The 18,913-nt window shown below is 43.2% G+C and carries 11 protein-coding genes; 8 read left to right on the top strand and 3 right to left on the bottom strand.

Going from position 1 to position 18,913, the window contains the following annotated elements; translation table 11 throughout:
* The first annotated feature begins 126 nt into the window (after positions 1 to 126).
* Entirely contained in the window at positions 127 to 636 is a 510-nt protein-coding gene (locus tag GN277_RS26680) for a spore maturation protein (protein ID WP_408641728.1), read from the top strand.
* Between the two features lie 69 nt (positions 637 to 705).
* On the opposite strand, the gene GN277_RS26675 is transcribed toward GN277_RS26680, so the two are convergent.
* Positions 706 to 1,443 carry a hypothetical protein gene (locus GN277_RS26675; protein ID WP_159755939.1) on the bottom strand — a complete coding sequence of 246 codons (738 nt, stop codon included), beginning with the start codon at positions 1,441 to 1,443 and terminating at the stop codon, positions 706 to 708.
* A 161-nt stretch (positions 1,444 to 1,604) separates the two neighbouring features.
* On the opposite strand from GN277_RS26675, the gene GN277_RS26670 reads away from it, so the two are divergent.
* From GN277_RS26670 to GN277_RS26660, 3 genes are read left to right on the top strand one after another with little or no spacing between them, the layout of a single operon-like run.
* A complete protein-coding gene (locus tag GN277_RS26670; protein ID WP_204162802.1) occupies positions 1,605 to 2,126 on the top strand; it encodes a hypothetical protein in 522 nt (173 codons plus the stop codon).
* Positions 2,127 to 2,171: 45 nt separating this feature from the next.
* Entirely contained in the window at positions 2,172 to 4,745 is a 2,574-nt protein-coding gene (locus tag GN277_RS26665) for a bacterial Ig-like domain-containing protein (RefSeq protein WP_159755933.1), read from the top strand.
* Positions 4,746 to 4,758: 13 nt separating this feature from the next.
* Complete coding sequence (locus tag GN277_RS26660) at positions 4,759 to 6,120, top strand: Wadjet anti-phage system protein JetA family protein (protein WP_159755930.1); 1,362 nt, start codon at positions 4,759 to 4,761, stop codon at positions 6,118 to 6,120.
* 22 nt (positions 6,121 to 6,142) lie between these two features.
* Here the strand turns inward: GN277_RS26660 and GN277_RS26655 are convergent, their stop codons facing one another.
* A complete protein-coding gene (locus GN277_RS26655; protein ID WP_159755927.1) occupies positions 6,143 to 6,499 on the bottom strand; it encodes a PilZ domain-containing protein in 357 nt (118 codons plus the stop codon).
* Positions 6,500 to 6,817: 318 nt separating this feature from the next.
* Between GN277_RS26655 and GN277_RS26650 the strand changes: the two genes are divergently transcribed.
* The gene (locus tag GN277_RS26650; RefSeq protein ID WP_159755924.1) at positions 6,818 to 11,572 is read left to right on the top strand and encodes a hypothetical protein; all 4,755 of its coding nucleotides are present in this window, start codon (positions 6,818 to 6,820) and stop codon (positions 11,570 to 11,572) included.
* Positions 11,573 to 11,837: 265 nt separating this feature from the next.
* Here the strand turns inward: GN277_RS26650 and GN277_RS26645 are convergent, their stop codons facing one another.
* A complete protein-coding gene (locus GN277_RS26645; protein ID WP_159755921.1) occupies positions 11,838 to 12,170 on the bottom strand; it encodes a helix-turn-helix domain-containing protein in 333 nt (110 codons plus the stop codon).
* A 163-nt stretch (positions 12,171 to 12,333) separates the two neighbouring features.
* On the opposite strand from GN277_RS26645, the gene GN277_RS26640 reads away from it, so the two are divergent.
* The 3 genes from GN277_RS26640 (at position 12,334) to GN277_RS26630 (ending at position 18,906) form a co-directional block, all read left to right on the top strand.
* Positions 12,334 to 14,409: a hypothetical protein gene (locus GN277_RS26640; protein ID WP_159755918.1), complete on the top strand. Its 2,076-nt coding sequence runs from the start codon at positions 12,334 to 12,336 to the stop codon at positions 14,407 to 14,409.
* A gap of 545 nt (positions 14,410 to 14,954) precedes the next feature.
* On the top strand, positions 14,955 to 15,599 hold the full coding sequence (locus GN277_RS26635) for a DUF4194 domain-containing protein (RefSeq protein ID WP_159755915.1): 645 nt from the start codon (positions 14,955 to 14,957) through the stop codon (positions 15,597 to 15,599).
* The gene (locus tag GN277_RS26630) at positions 15,550 to 18,906 is read left to right on the top strand and encodes an ATP-binding protein (protein WP_159755912.1); all 3,357 of its coding nucleotides are present in this window, start codon (positions 15,550 to 15,552) and stop codon (positions 18,904 to 18,906) included. Before GN277_RS26635 ends, GN277_RS26630 begins: the two co-directional genes overlap by 50 nt.
* Positions 18,907 to 18,913: the final 7 nt, after the last annotated feature.

Raw genomic sequence — 18,913 nt, 5'->3', positions numbered from 1 at the left:
CGCCTGGCCTTTTTGGATTAGGCCCAACTTTTTCCAAAGTTTAAGAGATAAAACGAGAGTCTGGCACATACAATAAGAATAAGCTATATATGAAAATGGGGACATCGTGTGAAATTATTACTGTTTATGACTGATTTTATCGTACCTTTGGTAATTTTCGGAATCATAAGCTATGGTATCTTGATGGAGGTAAATGTATATGATACCTTTATCAAAGGTGCGAAAAGCGGTTTTTTTACTGTTATTAAGATTATGCCGACTCTGGTAGGGTTAATGGTGGCAGTTGGAATTCTGAGAGCATCAGGATTTTTGGATTTTATATCAGAAATAATCGGAAATTTTACAGGCTCACTGGGATTTCCGGGAGAACTGGTTCCGCTAACAGTAGTCAAGATGTTCTCATCCTCAGCGGCAACCGGACTGCTATTGGATTTGTTTAAAGAATTCGGGACGGATTCCTATATAGGACTGATTGGGTCGATTAGTATGTCTTGTACGGAAACCATATTCTATACAATGAGTGTATATTTCATGACTGCAAAAGTAACAAAGACACGTTACACGCTGACAGGCGCGCTGCTCTCCACCCTGGCAGGGCTTATTGCAAGCGTAATTCTTGCGGGAATGATGATGTAAAATCATAAAAGAGCAGCAGGTATGGAGGTTTCCCACCCATAGCTGCTGCTCTTGGCATATTCTGGTATCTTACCAGTATCTCTTTCCCCGTCCCTTATCATGAGGATTCTTCCACACGTTAAGAGCTGCGACGATTCCCACAATGTATAGGATACTTATAAGAATCGTGGGATTATCCTGAAGCAGATAGGTAATCCCGACAATAGCAGCCAAAGAGATTAATAGCTGAAATGCGATCAGGAGACGCTTTTCTTTAGCCTCCTTAGCCTGCTGTAAAAATTCCAGCCTTCTCTGTTCTAAGGCAAGATATTCCATGAGATCTTCATCCTTGATTCGGGACAGAATCATCTTATCTCTGGATTCCTCGTCATTGGCAGAACGAAGATGGAAGAAACGCTTCTTTGGACGTTCATCTTCGTCGAAATCAAAATCATCCGGCTCAAACCTAAATGAACGTCGTTTTTTGTTTTTTCCGCTGTGTTCAAAATCCTCGTCAGATGCCGAAGCTTTATAGTCGGCGGCAGCATCATTCCTGATATTGGATGTATCAGCAGCTTTGGGCTGAACAGGAGAATCTACAGATGAAGATACGACAGGCTGACTAGTTGTCTGAACAGTAGGTTGTTCTGTGGTCTGGCTGGCAGCCGTCTCAGCCGATGGCACCGTATTCTCAGAATCGGCAGAATTCGTCTTATTTAAAATAGGAACAATCTTATTCTCATCCTTAACCCCTTTGTCCTCCCCTGGACTTGTTTCCGTGATGTTTTCTAAAGATTCATTGTTGACGATATTCAATTCATTTGACACAATTACTCCCTCCTTTTGTGTGAGTATCTACAGAAAAAGGCTCCCTGATTTCTGTAAACACTTATGTGAACAATCATCTACTTTTCTATCATAACAATTTTCGACATAAAATTCAAGGAATACGGGAGATAGAATGGGAGAAATTTTCAACTGTAGTTTTGATGTTATTCTGGAAAATGATATGGGGTTATGTTATACTTAATTCGTTAAATCAGTTGTTGATAAGGTTGGAGCGGGGAATGTACGGATTAGGGAGATTAAATCGGATATATGATTGTAAAGAAAAATATTGGAAAAGTTGGGCGGGAGCAGTAATTATACTGCTAGTGCTTCTGTTTGTCATAAACGCTCGAACAGTGTATGCCGAGGACAGTGTGGTTGAGCTGGATTTACGCAAGGGAGACATTTCGATTGATGAAAATGGGTATTCCCAAGGTGGTTCGGGGGTGTCTTCTTATGCCAACCCGCCGAAATACATTATTACAAGCGGCGGCGAAGAAACGGAAAATATGATTTCGGTCTTTGGCGGTAAACAGAATATTACCCTACATGATGTGCATGCTGAGACCACAAGAGGAGCCGCAGCGTTATATCTGCCGCCGGAATACTTACAGGAGACAATGCCCGGTTCGCTGTATATGCAGTCCTGGGAATGTTATCGATTGCGATCATATTTGTGGTAGTTCAGATATACAAGCTTGACAAGAAGAAGGTTAAGAGGTAATTATATGAATAAGAAGCAAATGCATACGAAACGGAATTTGATTGGAATCATTGCTTCCCTATTCTTCCTGTGGGGAGGAACGACGGTAAATGCCGCTGACAATGTGAATCTGGATTTGACGAAGGGAGACATTGAAATCAGCGTAGACGGCTACCGTCAGAACGGCGGAGAGATGAAAGACGGTCCTGAGGACGGAAGCTATGTGATTACTTCCAATGGCAAAGAGACAGGGAATGTGGTAACCGTTGTGAGCGGCAAACGTCACGAAATCATATTGGATGGAGTGAGAATCCATGCTGCCGCAGACAGAGGCTACAATCCGATCTACATAGCGCCAAAGGCAAAGGTAAGTCTTACATTGAAGGGGACGAATGTGGTACAGTCTGACGGATACGCAGGAATCGCTGTGCCAGAGGAAGCGTCTTTGACGATTGAGGCAAAGAACGGCGGGACCTTGGATGCATGGGTCGGGGCTGGCTCTGCCAGTGCAGGAATCGGAGGCACCTTCAGGGACAATAAGGGAAATGATACACAGAACGCCAACTGCGGAACCATTGAGATTAACAGCGGCGTAATCAATACCTCCTCCATCGGCAAGGGCAACACAGGTACAGCGGCACAGAGCGGTACTCTGGTTTCTGACGACGACGGGACGGCCTGGATTGACGCAGGGAGTGTGAGCGCGGGAAAGCGAGAGTTTGTGTCAGGCATCATATTTGACGGAAGTGACGGACAGGTGTATGGCAGTTATACATTAAATAAAGAGGGACTCATGGTTCCCTTTGGAAAGACACTGACTATATCCGGCAGAGGGACGCTGACGATTCCCAGGAAATACCCTTTGACCCTTGAAGGCAATCTGATAAACAATGGAATACTTAAGATTGGCGACGAAAACAGTCTCCTTGGAAACGGAGTACTCGGCGGTACAGGTGAGTTCTATATACTTAGCGGAATCACGGCAGACATGTTTGCTGTACCTGACAGAATGCTATACGGCACAGGCGAGGATCACACGGAGTATGTGAAGAAATATGTTCAGGACAGTATCCAGGAGAGCGGCGCCACCGTCTGGGTACGCGGTCAGATATTTACCAGAGCAGAGGGCGGCGATTGGGAGCTGGAGATTAAGCCGTCCAAAGTTATTGAAAAAGGGATATATACGGTTACATTTACCTCTCCCGACGACGAGTCAAATCAGGCAAGCAAGACCTTCGAGGTCCTTGACGCCGGAGAACTGACAGGTCTTATACTTGTCACCCCTCCTGAAAAGACACAATATATCTATGGAGAGCGTTTCAGCAAGAAGGGAATGGAGGCTTCGGTTACATACAGCTCTGGAGCCACCAAGACTCTGGCGAATGACAAGGTCAAGATAAAAGATGGGAATCTGAATGTAGGGCAGGCTTCGGTTACATTGTATTATAAGGAAAATGGAAAAGAAGTTACCTGTACTGTGGGTATTCAGGTGTCTCCCAAGGAGATTGATGTCTCTAAGATCAACTGGGAGGAAAGAAGCAAGACTTCATTTGTCTATGACGGGACGGTCCAGTCCTTTGATTTCCGTGCGGATATGCCAGACGGTCTGAAGGTAACCATAGGCGGGGTGAATAGCGGGACAAACGCAGGCACATATACTGCAACGGTTGACTTTTTCCTGGAGGAAGATTATGCGGGTAACTATGTGCTTGTGGGGAATACGTCTGTGACGAAGGAATGGACCATTGCGCCAATACAGTTGGAATGGAATATCGGAGATCTTGAGATTGCCGGAAATACAAGAGATGAGAATGTCTATGTCTACGGGGAGCTGAGTGTAGAGGGCATCCTTCCGGCTGATGCCAAGAATGAGAAATTAACCACAAGTTTTCCGGCAGATAAGATAACCGGAACCCATAACGGCTTGGCAGGAGATGAACAGGAGATCACCCTTGCATGGGTGGATGAGAATGACAGGTATTCTCTTGGAGACCATGAGACGTCAGGAAATTATGCGTTGCCAGAAGAACTTCCGATTCTTCCTGCTGTGATAAACGATGTAAAGATTACGGTTGCACCTCCTGAGCTTGAATTTGGAGGCGGTATGGCATACCGGTTGGATATTGAGAGCGGTATCTCTTACGTGCCGGCTGGACTTAGACATGAGCCGGATTATGATTTCCCCAGCGAGATACAAAAGGGACTGATTCAGGCGGTAATGAAGAAGGGAATCAGTCAGACCTATGTGAATGTTTATGATGTCTCACTGATGCGTAAGGAAAAAGGTGAGTCAGTGTGGAAACGGGTAAGGGCAGACTTAGACCCATCCGAAGGAATGACGGTAACCATTCCATATCCGAAGGGAATTACGCAGAATGCCTATGACGCTGTGGTTGCCTATATCTACCCCAAAGATATCGGTGAAGAAAAAGCGGGAGCCATCGTCTATCCAGAGGTAACGAAGACGGATAAGGGAATCCAGTTTGTAGTTCCCGAAGCTGCACCTGTGGCTGTAGGATGGAAGGAAGCAGCCGCTTCAAAGGGGTTTAGCTTCTGGAAGGATGTCTTTAAGAAAAGCTCTGATAAGAGTAAAAAATAAAAAGGAAGTTTATATGCAGTTACAAGTTGAAATCCCGGACACGTTTTGGAGTTTATTCCGAAGCGTGAACCGGGAGATTTATATAGAAGCGCTTTTGTGTATCAATGATGAATATCAGTACAGCAATTATTTTCTTACCAAAGAAGTGTGTATCCAGGTGTTAAGCGATATGAATGCAAGGAAACGTTTCGAGCTTAAGGCAGAAGAAAGCGAGACAGAATCGGATATGATGGAGACCCCGTCGTCCAGAATCCTAAGCTGGCTTCTGAAAACCGGCTGGCTGAAACGAATTGAGGATTATCACTCATTAGTGACGAATATTGTGATTCCGGACTATTCGGCAGTCTTTATTGATGCGTTCGAGAGGTTGAATTCTGACGAGATGGAGGAGACGGATATTTATATTCAGAATGTATACGCTACGCTTTTTTCTTTTCGGAATGACCCAAGAGCCAGTTTGAGCATGTTAAGAACGGCTCTGGTCAATACGCGACGACTCAATAAGGCGCTGCAGGATATGCTCCACAACATGGACAAGTTTTTCGCGCGGCTTTTGGAGCAGGAGTCTTACGGCGACCTTCTTCGGGAACACCTGGACGGATATGTGGAGGAGATTGTACGCAAGAAGTACCATATTTTGAAAACCTCCGATAATTTTTATATTTACAAGATGGATATTAAGAAATGTATTCGGGAAATGCGCGAGAACGAGGAGTGGATTGAAAACGTCCGCAGATGCGCCCGCGCAATGGGGGATACAAGGGATGATGTACTTGAGCTTCTGGATTTGATTGACAGAGGCTTCGACGATATTGAGCATCGGATTTCCAATATGGATAAGGAACATACAAAATATGTACGGGCAACCGTAACGCGGCTTAACTACCTTCTAAGCGGCGAGTCAGACACCAAGGGGCTGGTAGTTCAGCTCTTGAACCGGATAGCAGCGGGCGGGGGGGAGGATGAGCTAATCCAAAAGACAGGAGAGAAGATGAATCTTTCCCTTGTAGAAATGCTATCAGAGAAGTCTCTGTACAAACGCCGCAGGAGCCGAAAGGATTTTATCAGTCAAATGGCGGCAGATGCAGAGACAAAGGAGCTGAATAAGGAGGAGGTACTGAGGCTGAATCGAATCCAAATGCGCTACAGCAAAGAGGAGATTGAGGAATTCATTGAGATGCATATGGAGGGTGAAATTATGGATGCGTCTAAGATGGTGATAAAAGATAAGGAAGAATTCGAGAAGTTGATTCTGGCATACGATTACAGCACCAGAAAAAACAGCAGATATGCCATATTAGAGGATGAACCAGAGCTTGTAGAGCAGAATGGATACCGGTATCCAGCCCTTCGTTTCGTGCGCAGGGGCGTGTGATGAACACGCCCCATTTTGTCGCTTATTGATTAGCACCCTCATCTATCCGATTCAGCATATCGTAAATCTCAATTCTCTTGGCGTTCATCTCCGGCAGTCCGATGAAGATGGTTCCGCACATATAACGTTCATCTTCGGTCTGTTCAATTCTCACCACCTTCAAAAATGCATGGATAATCTCATCTGTCCAGATTTTAAGATCAGCTTCATACATCTCGCCGATTAACAGCGGGGTATCACAGATAAATCCCACGCCAGTTTTGGAAACGTTCAGCACGTCAATCTCTACATTTTCTGGTTTGGCTGAACTGTCGCTCATATTCTTAATCGCTAACCTTGCTGTTAAGCTAATTCGTCTGTCACGTCTTTTTTCTTCCATATTCCGTACCACCTTTCACAGAAAATTTTTCTATTATTAATTTTATCGCATTTGTTCATATTTGTAAAGTAATCTGGTTGGTGTCTGACAGGAATCTTGTAATAGTGAAGCCGGAAGACTTCACTGTTACGGAAGCTTTCGGAGCATCCCTTTGGAAAATATTTCTGGAAAAAATGTCAGAATCAGTTGACAAAAACTGTCGGGGGGGGTATTCTGAATATGAGTAAATATGGACAGATTGAGAGGTGAAGTGGAATTATAAGGTATGCCTGCTTGATAGGTATAGAGGGATCATAAGTATAATACGGCAAATGTATTATGGGTGAGGAGGAAGAAATGATAAAATATGGCAGATTACTAAGAAAGGCGGTAGCTGCGGCTTTACTGGCGTCAATGACAGCCGTAATGATTGGGCCGGTTTCCACTTATGCAGAGGACGTGGGGAATACAGGCAAAGAGATGGTGGAAACGGAGGGGGAAGATGTTTCGGATGTGACAGGAGATTTAGAAAACAAAACAGACAATAACGAGGGTGTTGTGCCTGATACTAATGAGGATGTTTCCGAGAGTGTAGAGGGGAATGAGGGAGATCGGAGTGAGATAGAGACAGAAGATGCGGCGCCTGATCAACCGGATAAGTCTGAACAGCCAGGCGACATGACAGAACAGCCAGACGACACGGCAGAACAGCCAGACAACACAGGCGGTAATGTAGTAAAGGCGCCGAGAATAGAAACTGTAACGCTTGCTTATGACGGAGAATTCGTCAAAAAAGGGCAGAGTGTTGAAATCACGGTAAAGGTAGCCAATCATGAGAATGTGACGTCGGCAGATGTAGGATTCCGAGCTATCCTTGGCGGTGGGGAGGTCTCCATTCCATTATATGATACGGCAAAAGGCGAGTATAAGGGAGTTTGGAATATTACAGGAGATGAGTATGCGTGCGAGTGGTATGTAGACAGGATTAATATTTTAGACAGCGCGGGAAATCATGCGGATGATACTGCATTTACCAAGGGTAACAGTTATCCTTACTATGTGGAATTGGGGACTGCCGATTACATAAAAGGATTATTCTATGGCCTTAATGTTAAGTTTCATGTTTTGGATGAAAATGGTAAGTGGAATCAAATAGAAGAAGTAACAAAGGATAAGGTAAAGCGCCGTACAACTCTGAAGGAAGCAGGGGTTGAGTTTCCAGAAGCAGAGCCAGTGTATTTGGATTTTAAGCAGATTGGCTGGATGGATAAAGACGGGAACGAGATTACAGAGGATACACAGGTTATAGACCGGAAGATGGATATTTATGCACGATATGATAAAACAAGCGTAGAGTATCGCCGTTCCTTTTTGGCAGAAGACGGAAGGTCAATGGAATCTGACTGTGTAAAGGAGAATTTGCCGTCAAGCAGTACCTATCAGGATATGAGGAAGAAAGCATTGAGTCTGGAACCGCCGAAGGTATGTCCGTCGGGGTTGACGTTTCAGGGCTGGAAGGTAAAGAATGACGGTGAAGCTGACGGGAATCTGCTAAATGGAAAAATGGATGTTTCCCAGGAGGTAACTGCTGTTTATGATCAGAATATAGTAACTATTAGGTATTTGTATTTCAATGAACAGAATGAATGGTGTAGTTTTGTTTATGATGAAATTATGGAGAAGGGCGTTACATACCAGGATGCAATGAAAGAGGCGGAGAAATATCTGCCAACGGATATCTCGAAAGATTATCCGATTGAAGAATGGGAATGTTCGCGGGAAGATTCACGGGATGTAATAATTGATCGTTTGGGAGATATTTCTTTTATTCCGAAATATAGCGGCAAAGTAGTTGTTCCAGTCAGAATAGAGTATCAAGGACAACAGATGGAAGAAATTGTTGAAGAAAGAGCTGTTTTGGTGGAAGAAGGAACCACGGTCGGAGAGGTCAAAAATCTGCTGAATGAAATAGAAAAGCCGGAGATCAATACACCTGTGCAGGAAAAGTGGAAAATATATATTGATAAAGACGATGACAGTGTAATAGAGAACGGGCAATCTGCTTTGATACAGGCTCAATATGATGGGCGGGAAGAAGTTCCAGGTTTTGGTGGTGGTATTGACGATGACATGTCGATTACGATCCCCGATATTTCGTATAAACCGACTGATCCGTCGCTGCCGGATGATCCGATGGATTTAACCAGAAAACCACTTGTAGAAACATTTGATTTCAACTATCAGAATCAGATTGTAGGACAGCAGAATATTTTGATATTCTCATTGTCAACCCAATATACTTACAAGGACAGCAAAGCATTTGCCACTTTTATTCACGAGAGCGGCGAGGGAGAAAAAGTAATCTCCATGAAACGAGAGGGTGATGGTACATATAATGGAACCGCGCTGATAGGGAAAGCCGAAAAAGATGGAATGTGGTTCTTGAAAGAAATATATGTGGTAAGAGATGGATTTCATCAAGAATTAATGATGGATGAGCCGGAAAGCTATTTTTACATGCTGAAAAGGTCGGTTGAGAACGACACAGAGAGTCCGAAGATTACTTCTGTGAACGTGGAAAAGAACGGAGAGTTCGTTCAAGTTGGCCAAAGCGTCAGAATCACAGTCGGGGCTACGGATAATAGTTCGCTTTTGGGATTTGCGAATTTGTATTTAAAAAATCTGGCACAAGATGGTTCCAGAGAGGTTGCGTTAAGATATAATGTTGCAGAAGATGTTTTTGAAGGTACTTTTACTATTACGGATGATATGAGGTCTGGAGAATGGTTCGTAGACAAGATTAATATCTGGGATGGTGCGCGAAACTGTGCAGATGACAACGAGTTTACGAAGGGCGGCAGATATCCTTATTATCTAAAAGTCAAGAATGGAGAAGAATATACAGAGGCGGTACGTGACGTATATATCGAATTTTTTGGATGGGACGAGCAGGGAGAATGGAGCCGGATTCAGACGGTATATAAGAAAGATGTTAGCCTGCGTACAACAGTGAAGGATCTTGGAATTACATTTCCAGAGAGGAAATTCTCTGATTTTAATATAACAGGATGGGTTGATGGTTCTTCCAGCAAGGAAATTACAGGAGATACAATGGTTCCTAATGGGGAAAATTGGGTAATTAATGGGGTATATGACCAAGCGAGAGTTGCATATGTATTTTGCCATGTGTCTAAAAACGGAGAGAATCTGTGGGATACTTCATTTCGATATGAGAATTTTCCAATAGGCACTACTTTCGGAGAGGTAAAAGCAGAGGCCGTAAAATATTATGAATCAATCGAAACTTATCCAGGACTGCATATAAAAGATTGGGACATCTATGAGCAAATTAGTGACGATGAAAAAGTAGAAACAGGGTACAATCTGATTCATTTCTTGGCAAATTATGATGAAGATTACTTGCGGGTACGTTATTCATACTTTAATGACGCGGGGAAATGGTGTAATGTATACCGCCCTATAGTCATTAATGAGGGTATGGTGTATAAAGAGGTGCTTGAGCAGGCGAAACAATACCGTCCAGAGGATCTTTCTAAAGAATATCCATTTGACGGATGGGACGGCGATATACCTGAGACGAAAGGAAACTTTCGCTTGATTGCGAAATATCAGGGGAAAAAGGTAGTAACGGTCAGTAGAAGTTATTATGATGAAAAAGGACAACGTCCGTCGTCAGACATCGCGCTTTTGGTAGACGAGGGAACGACAAGAGGTGAGGTCAAAGAGATTTTAAATCAGTGGGAAAAGCCGGCGATGTATCAGGGACTGAGGTTTACGGAATGGGATTTTCCGTTTTATGGAGAAGATGAATCTATTGTAGGGAATAGAGACAGTATTAAGATGAAGGCAATTTATGAAAACTGTATTGTCCGCTATATTCTGGACTCTGCATGTGAAAAAGAAAATATGAACGAAGAAGACGTTTATGGTTATGATGTGAAAGAAGATCTTGAATTCATCTATTGTCAGGTAGTGGAAAAAGGGGACACCGTGACTGTGCCCACATCTTTTGAGGGATATGAGTCTGTAACATGGAGTTCCAGAGCGGTAAGTGCAGATTCATTTGATGTGGTAGATAATGTAGATTTTTATGGATATGGGAAGAAAACAGAAGCTCCACAGAATCCCGAACAGACAGAGATTTCCAAAGAGGAGATTGCAGAGGTTATAGACCAGATTAATAAGGTTGTAAAAGAAGACAACCCTGACGGCAATGGGGATACGCCAGTAATTCCCATTGAGATGAACAATGCCAAGATCTTACCATGGGAGATTCTGGAAGCAGTTAAAGGCAAGGACATTGCCATAGAATTGAAAATGGGTATGGGAGTTGAAGGCGGCTTCCAATACACCTGGACAATCAAGGGCAGTACGATTGAGGATGACTTTAAGAGTATTAACCTGGGAGTGGCGGCAGACAAAAATGCAATTCCACAACAGATTGTCCAGAAATTGGCAGGAACCAATCCGATTCAGCAGCTTACATTGGAACACAGCGGCAAGTTTGGATTTGAGGCATCACTTTCAATCAACGTAGGGAGCCAACACGCCGGACGTTACGGAAACCTGTTCTATTTTAACAACGGCAAAATGCAATTCATGAATACTGCAAAAGTTGACCAGGAAGGAAATGTAGCTCTTGGGTTTAACCATGCGTCTGACTATGTAGTTGTCATGTCCGACGAAGAAATGTCACAGGCAAGCGTGCCGGAAGATTTACAGCCGGACAACAAAGAGACGGAAGAAGATACAGACAAAGACGGTGATGAGGATAACGGAGATGGTGTGAATAAGAATGATGGAGATAAAGACGGCGCTAATAAAGGGGATAACGGCAGCAACGGTGATTCCAATCAGGGGAATCAAAATAGCGGCGTAAATAAAGACACCGACAATAACAAGGTCAGCGATACGAACAGTGCAGATAAAACAGGCGGTGACATTGATGCAGCCGGACACAGGAGAAGCGCAAAAACCGGAGACGGTAACAAGACAATGCCGTTGGTTTTATGCAGTATTCTGGCGTTAGGCGTGATGGTATCCATACGCAGAAGAAGCACAAGGTCAATTTAATTTCAGGATACTAAGCAATACGGGATACCGGAAAACGTAATTATTTTCCGGTATCCCGTTTGTGGTATTTTATATGTGATAGCTGTGCACCTTCACGGATTCTGCCCTCATTACTGTACTGGCCTGTAGCCGTGCAGCGTAGTGCACGGCCAAGGAGTTAAAATGAGACGAATGAAAATGATTATCTGGTTGTAAGCACCGGATTACACTACTATAAGACGCTAAGTAAATGACATTGCCTCTGAACAGTAACTTTTAATAAGCATTACCTCTCTGCAAATCGTTTAGAAACAGATAGTATCATTTTTTTGTCCTTCTTATTCAGTTCCCTGTACGTGTTAAGGAGTTCTTGTTCATCTTCTGTACAATGGGAAAATTCTGTGAGTATAGTATCGGAGAAAAAATCGCTCATAGTAATTCCAAGCCCTTTGCAGATTTTCATCAGCGTAGGTATTGTTGGTTGGGTATTCTTTTCAAACATACTGTGGAGAGAACTATATTGAATCTCCGCTTCTTTGGCCAATCTGTACAGTGACCATTTTCTGATAACCAGATATTTTTCAATTTTTGTGAGAATGATATTTTGTTCTTGTTCCATAACCATACCTCTCTTTACCTAATATATTCTACAAGTGATGTGACTTGAAAATTAGATTTAAATATACGTTATATTATGTTGAAAATAGTGCTAATATATGATATGATTTGTAAAGTAAGGACATACAATAGTCAAATATTAAGAGATATGGAGGATAGGACCAATGAGAAACATGAAGAGGTGGAAGCGTCTTTTGGCAGTTGGAATGTGTTCAGCCATGATGTTTTCAATGTCTGTGGGAGTATCTGCCACTGAAAAACAAGATACGGAAGAAATGGTTGTAGAAGATGGGGCAGAGTCTGCTTTGTTAGGTGCTTTTAGCGCAGGTATATCTGAGGAAAAAGCAGGATTCGAGGAAAATGACAAGGAATCTGAGAATGATGAAAATGCTCAAAATGAATTTGTTGAAAAAAAGGTTGAGGGAGAAGATGATGTCCTGCCGGTAGTAGAGCCGATGTCAATTGAGTATGTGCCGCGTGAAAGGATTGAAGTTCCTGTTACGAATGGAACTGGTAAATACGAAATCCATCAGGTTAAGGTTGAGGGAGAATGCGTTGAAAGGGATTTCACATCATATGGTTATGATTCCGAAAAAGGGGTTATCCACTTTCTCACGAGTAACGATACAAACGTACCCCAAAAGGGCGACTATCCTGTAACGATTCATTTTTATAAGGAAGGAGACGAATTATTTCATACAAGTACAGATGTTACAATCCATGTAAAAACGGATAGTAAGCCAGTGGTTTTAAAAGATACTTCTTATACTGCAGATTGTTCAAAAGACCTTGTATATAGGTTTGAAAATGGCACAGGAGTATTTGAGTTAGAAGAAATCAATGTTGTTGGCTTTGATATCATCGACGCCGGAGTTGATCCATACGGTGTTGAATTGCCATATTTTACAGGAAGAAGCGGATTTATTTATGATATAGAAAAGGGAACAGTGACAATAAAGGGAGATGGTCTGCAAAGCTACAACAGAGGAGAAAGAAAAATTCCACAAAATCAGCTTGGTCTGTGGATTAGGGGAAAGACAACACAAGGCAGAATTATTGATGTACATGACGGCTATCGTTGGACTTTTAAGTATGAAGAACCTGAAAAAGCAGAAGGTATGCCAAAGTTGGTTAGTCAGAGCTATACCTTTGACGGCACACAGGATTTAGTGTTTATGTTTGAAAATGGTTCAGGTGATTATGCGGTCAAGGATGTTATTAGGGTAAGTTTCTGGACAAATGATTTAGATGTTGATAACAGATTGGATAGTTTTTGGTTATCAAAAGAATTATCTGGCGGAGAATATGTTTTTTCAGGTGACATTTTAGTGGCTGATATTGAAAAAGGGCAAGTGACCTGTATGGATTATGCTGTGTCAGCGGTTGTATATAATTCAAAGTATACGATTGCTAATCCATACCATGCCGCTATACTCTGTGAATTTGCAAATGGTGAGAGAGGATATATTTATTCTGATGAACAAGGAGCATGGGAAGTAGAAGTGTTGCCTATGTCGCCAAATGCAGTTTTAAGACATATAGAAACTCTTGAGGAAGATAACCAAATTTCTAAAGAGCGTATGCAGGAATTAGTTGAAATCAGTAAAGAAAAGGATATTATAATTAGAACGACATTAGGTTTATCATATGTATTTAAGAAAAATGATTTTAAGATGACAGAAAACAAAGATGTGTATGATTTTGGTGTAATACTGAACACAGATTTCAGTAAGAGTGGTATTAATAATTCAAAGATAACGGCAGAAGACTATGCAGAGGATATCAAGTATAAGTTCGACGGACAGTTGCCAGGAAAAGCAGAAATCAATATTCCTGTAGACAGTAAGTGGAACGGAAAAAAGTTATATTATTTTGAACGTAAATCCGATGGTACATTAGAAGATACAGGTGAAAGTGCTATTGTAGCTAATGGAGTATGTAAGGTTTCACAGTCTCACTGCTCCAACTACGTTCTTCTTGCTAAGTCTCCGAAAGAACTTGGGGTTACTGAGAATACAGGTAATAACAATAATAACACTGGCAACAATAACAATCAGTCTGGCAACGGCAATACGCAAGGCTCATCAAACAATTTAAATCCACAGATAAAAACTGTGGATACAACTAAAACCTCGCCAAAAACAGGCGACAATAATAGGATATTATTATTTGCCGTACTCTGTGCTTGTTCTTGCATAGCGGGGGGATTCACGCTGAAAGCAAGACGCAGAAACAGATAGAAAATGTTTCATAGGTTGACGGAAAGCCTTTACCAAAATAAAAGTGGCGAAGGCTTTCTTTTATTTCTGCATTCGATATTCTTCAATAATACAAGTATGTCTATGACTATTCTTTGTATTGTCCCGTTCATAGGAGATTCCCACCAACAAAATATCACCGCCATAATAAGCCAGCGCCGCCGGATATCTTTTTTCACAGATTCGCCGGATGGTATCATCACGCTTTACCTCACGAACTGCTTTGGAAAATTCAAGCCGAGCAAGTCAGCCTTCGGGGAGTGTCAATGGTGTCGTTGATTAGATGAATCAGTCCGCTTTTATCTACATAGATGTCATTCCTGATGCCGGAAAACCATGATTTCCAGGATTAAGATAGGTTCCCATAGGCATTCACCTCCTGCTTGTATTATATTATGCTAAGAAATGTTCTGCAATATGAAAAGTCAACTGTATTTGTAAAGAAGTTGTATATTTGGAGGAATACCCTTATAATAAGGTGGTAAAATTGAAAGATTCTGCATTTAATCAAAGCAGGGAGGAACAAATTGATCGAATATTTTGAACAAATTACACAGGAAGAACAGGACATGCTTACAGAAGTGATCCAGACCCTATTGCGTCAGACCTATCTTTTGGAACGCAGATACGACCGGCGCACAGGGCGGATGCAGTATGTGAAGGAATATCGGACATGCAGCAAGCATCTGGAATTTTTGCGGGAATATTTTGCCATAGCAGGAATCACACTGAAAGAAAATGCACACATGGGGGTTATCTACATCCAAGGCGGCCAGGTGTGGGCAGAAAAATTATCAAGGCTTGCGACAATCTATCTGTTGGTGCTGAAGCTAATTTACGACGAGCAGATGGCCAGCGTATCCTCAAGCAGCCATATTGTAACGACTTTGGGGGCAATAAACGGCAAGGCAGGGGAGTTTGGCGTATTAAAAAGCCTGCCGTCTGTCACGGAGATGAGGCGTACCATTGCACTTCTTAAGAAATACCAGATGATTGAGCCGCTGGAGGCATTGGAAGAAATAAAAGAAGAAACAAGGATTATCATCTACCCGTGTATTAATGCAGTATTGATGGGGGATGAGATTCGCAAACTGCTGGCAACATTCGGGGAGGAGGATAATCTTGGAGACGAAACAGCCATTCAAAGCGCTTTCGAGGATTTGTCTGAATAACTGGCATTACATAGACAGAAAGGTACTTACGTTAAGCGAGGGAATTAATTTTTTTACCGGCCATTCCGGCAGCGGGAAGTCTACGGTAATCGACGCCCTGCAAATCGTTTTGTACGCCAGTACGGACGGCAGAGGATTTTTTAACAAGGCGGCGGCTGACGACTCAGACCGTACCCTGATTGAATATCTGCGTGGTATGGTCAATATCAGCGAGAACAACGAAGCGCAATATCTGAGGAACCAGAATTTTTCCAGTACCATTGTGCTGGAGTTAGAGCAGACAAACACAAAGGAAAAACAGTGTGTGGGCGTGGTGTTCGACGTGGATACATCAACCAATGATGTGAACCGGCTGTTTTTCTGGCATACAGGTGAATTGTTAAAAGAGTATTACCGTATTGGAAAACGCTGCTTAAGCTCACTTGAGCTGCGGGAATATTTGCAGAGAACATTTTCGCCAGAGCGATTTTACTGTGGTTCAAGCAATGAACGCTTCCGCCGTCAACTCTATGATATCTATCTTGGCGGCCTGGATATGGAGAAATTCCCCAGGCTGTTTAAGAGAGCCATTCCGTTTCGCATGAACATCAAGCTGGAGGAATTCGTGAAGGAATACATTTGCATGGAAATGGATATTCACATTGAGGACCTTCAGGAGAGTGTCATGCAGTATGGGCGGATGCGGGGGAAGATTGAGGAAACCGTGGAGGAAATCCGGCGGCTTTTGCAGATTCAGGAGTGTTATCAGGATTACGACGAGAAGAGAAATGGGGCTAAAATGTGCGCATACCAGATTGAGCGTTTGGAAATGCTGAGGCTTGAGGCGTTAGAGCAGGAGTGCAGGGATAAGATAGAGAGCCGACGGGGAGATATTACCGCCGGTGAGAGGCAGAAGGAAGGGCTTGAGGAAGAACAGCGGGCAATCCAGGGAGAGTATGAGGAGGTGATCTTAAGGATTGCAAACAGCGGCTATTCAGGGCTTAAAGCAGAGAGGGAGGCTTTGGAGGCCGAGCTTTTGCGTCTGGAAAACAGTAAGGATAGGTGGCGGCAGACGGCCGAGCGTTTGAAAAAATGGAGGGATGAGGATATAACGCCGAATCAGGTGTTGTGGGATATAGATAAATTTGCCGAATGCGATATCTCGGAAGAAGAACTTGAGAGATTGATGGAGAGCCTTAAGGACCTTCAGGACGATTTGGAAGAACAGAGGCAGGAGACGGATGCCGACCTTCGGCGGATTAAGAAGGAGGAGAGGGAGGCAAGAGACGAGCTGAAAGCCTTGAAGCAAGGGAAGAAGGCGTATCCGAGAGAATTTGAGGAGGCGAGATTCGAGCTGCGCAACCGCCTTCACGAGTGTTGTGGGAAATTTGTCAATGTGCAGATTCTAGCCGATCTTTTGGAAATAAAGGATGAACGCTGGCAGAATGCGGTTGAGGGATATATGGGAAATAATAAGCTGCTGCTTATCGTAGAACCGGCATATGCGAAAATCGCTATGGACATTTATCAGGAGATGGATAAGAAAAAATTCTTTCGAGCCTCTGTCCTGGACACCGAGAAGGTGACAAGCGAAGCTCATCCAGCGCGAAATGGGTCGTTGGCAGAGGAAGTGCGCGCAAAAGAGCCTTATGTGCAGGCGTATATTAATTTCTTCCTGGGAAACGTAATGAAATGCGAAACCGTCAGGGAATTAAGGAACAGCAAAATTGGTATAACACCGGACTGTGTGCTGTACCATAGCTTCCGTCTGCAGCATATCCATCCGGAGAATTATACTCGTTGCGCGTATATCGGTGAGGTCAGTATGCGTCAGAGGATTCGCCGTCTGGAGGAACAGTGCCAACGTTTACAGGAGGAACGGCTTCCGCTGCAGGAACAGTTGGAAGGAATACGTCAGAAAATGCAGTTAGAGCGTCTGAGTCAGCCGATCGGGGATTATCTGGGGTGGCTTACAGATATTCAAGAAATTGAGGGGAAAGCGCGGCAAAGGGATCAGATTGCAGAGAAGATGGAGAGGTTAAAGAGTGAGTCCGTAGATGCCTGGGAGTCTGAGAAGCAAAAGCTTAACGAAAAGCAGGATGCAAAGAAATCACAGGTTGTCAAGGTACAGGAAACCATCTGGAATTACCAGAAGGAAATTGAGAAGCTTCACGAAGAACTTTTGCAGGCAGAAGCTGGGATTATGGAGCAGAGACAAAAGCTTGGACAAAAAATGCAAAATGTAGATAGATATGAGCAGGAATTCCACAAATACCTGGCAGGAAGAAAATCTGTGAATTATGACTATCTCAAGCGTCAAAGGCTGTCAGATTTGTATCCCATGCGCGAAGCTGAGGAAGCTGCCTACCAGAAATTAGTAGAGGAACGAAGCGGCTACGTGAGAACTTATCCCAACCGTACCTTTTCTACGGCCATTCGTGATAATCGTCCTTACGATGAGTTATTAGAAAATCTCAGGTGCGACGAACTGGAGGCATTTCGAGAGTCTGCAAAAGAGCAGGCTCAATCTGCTGTAGAGCATTTTAAGGACGACTTTATTTTTAAGATTCGCAGCGCCATAAGGGAGGCATACCAGCGGAAGGACGAGCTGAACCGTATTATCAGCGGGCTGGACTTTGGAAAAGACAAGTATCAGTTTGTAATTACGAAAAACAAAGGGGCAGACGGAAGGTATTATAAGATGTTTATGGACGACGCATTGCAGATTCATCCTTCCCAGCTCACTGATTCCATGGAGAACCAGCTAGATATGTTTACCATGGAGCATGAGAATCAGTACAAAGAGATGATGAATGAGTTGATTAATGTATTTATCCCACCGGAAAATGCGACTCAGGAGGAATTGAACGAGGCGAAAAAGAACATGGACAAATATGCAGATTACCGTACTTATCTGTCCTTTGATATGCAGCAGATTATTAAGGGACAGAAAGATATGGCAATCGGTCTTGGCAGGATGATTAAGAAGAACTCCGGCGGCGAAGGGCAGAATCCCTTGTATGTTGCGCTGCTGGCCAGCTTTGCACAGGTGTACAAGATTAATACTCCGGCGAGATTTCAGAGGAATCCCACAATACGTCTGGTGGTATTGGACGAGGCGTTTTCTAAGATGGATGCAGAGAAGGTAGCGAGCTGTATTTCTCTGATTCGTGGGCTTGGGTTCCAGGCGATTATCAGCGCCACCAATGACAAGATACAGAATTATCTGGAAAATGTAGATAAGACCTTTGTGTATGCCAATCCGGATAAGAGGCATATTTCGATTCAGGAATTCGAGAGGAAGGATTTTGGGGAATTGGAGGAATAGAATAAAG

It is taken from the genome of Sporofaciens musculi (assembly GCF_009830285.1).
In the GTDB taxonomy this organism is placed as follows: domain Bacteria; phylum Bacillota; class Clostridia; order Lachnospirales; family Lachnospiraceae; genus Sporofaciens; species Sporofaciens musculi.
This window is presented reverse-complemented; position numbering and strand designations above follow the sequence as displayed.

What these genes read in the sequence shown, in the direction of transcription:
- GN277_RS26670 (WP_204162802.1), top strand. Translation starts at nt 1,605, where the DNA reads ATGTTATTCTGGAAAATGATATGGGGTTATGTTATACTTAATTCGTTA.
- GN277_RS26665 (WP_159755933.1), top strand. Translation starts at nt 2,172, where the DNA reads ATGAATAAGAAGCAAATGCATACGAAACGGAATTTGATTGGAATCATT.
- GN277_RS26645 (WP_159755921.1), bottom strand. Translation starts at nt 12,170, where the DNA reads ATGGAACAAGAACAAAATATCATTCTCACAAAAATTGAAAAATATCTG.
- GN277_RS26680 (WP_408641728.1), top strand. Translation starts at nt 127, where the DNA reads ATGACTGATTTTATCGTACCTTTGGTAATTTTCGGAATCATAAGCTAT.
- GN277_RS26660 (WP_159755930.1), top strand. Translation starts at nt 4,759, where the DNA reads ATGCAGTTACAAGTTGAAATCCCGGACACGTTTTGGAGTTTATTCCGA.
- GN277_RS26655 (WP_159755927.1), bottom strand. Translation starts at nt 6,499, where the DNA reads ATGGAAGAAAAAAGACGTGACAGACGAATTAGCTTAACAGCAAGGTTA.
- GN277_RS26640 (WP_159755918.1), top strand. Translation starts at nt 12,334, where the DNA reads ATGAGAAACATGAAGAGGTGGAAGCGTCTTTTGGCAGTTGGAATGTGT.
- GN277_RS26650 (WP_159755924.1), top strand. Translation starts at nt 6,818, where the DNA reads ATGGGTGAGGAGGAAGAAATGATAAAATATGGCAGATTACTAAGAAAG.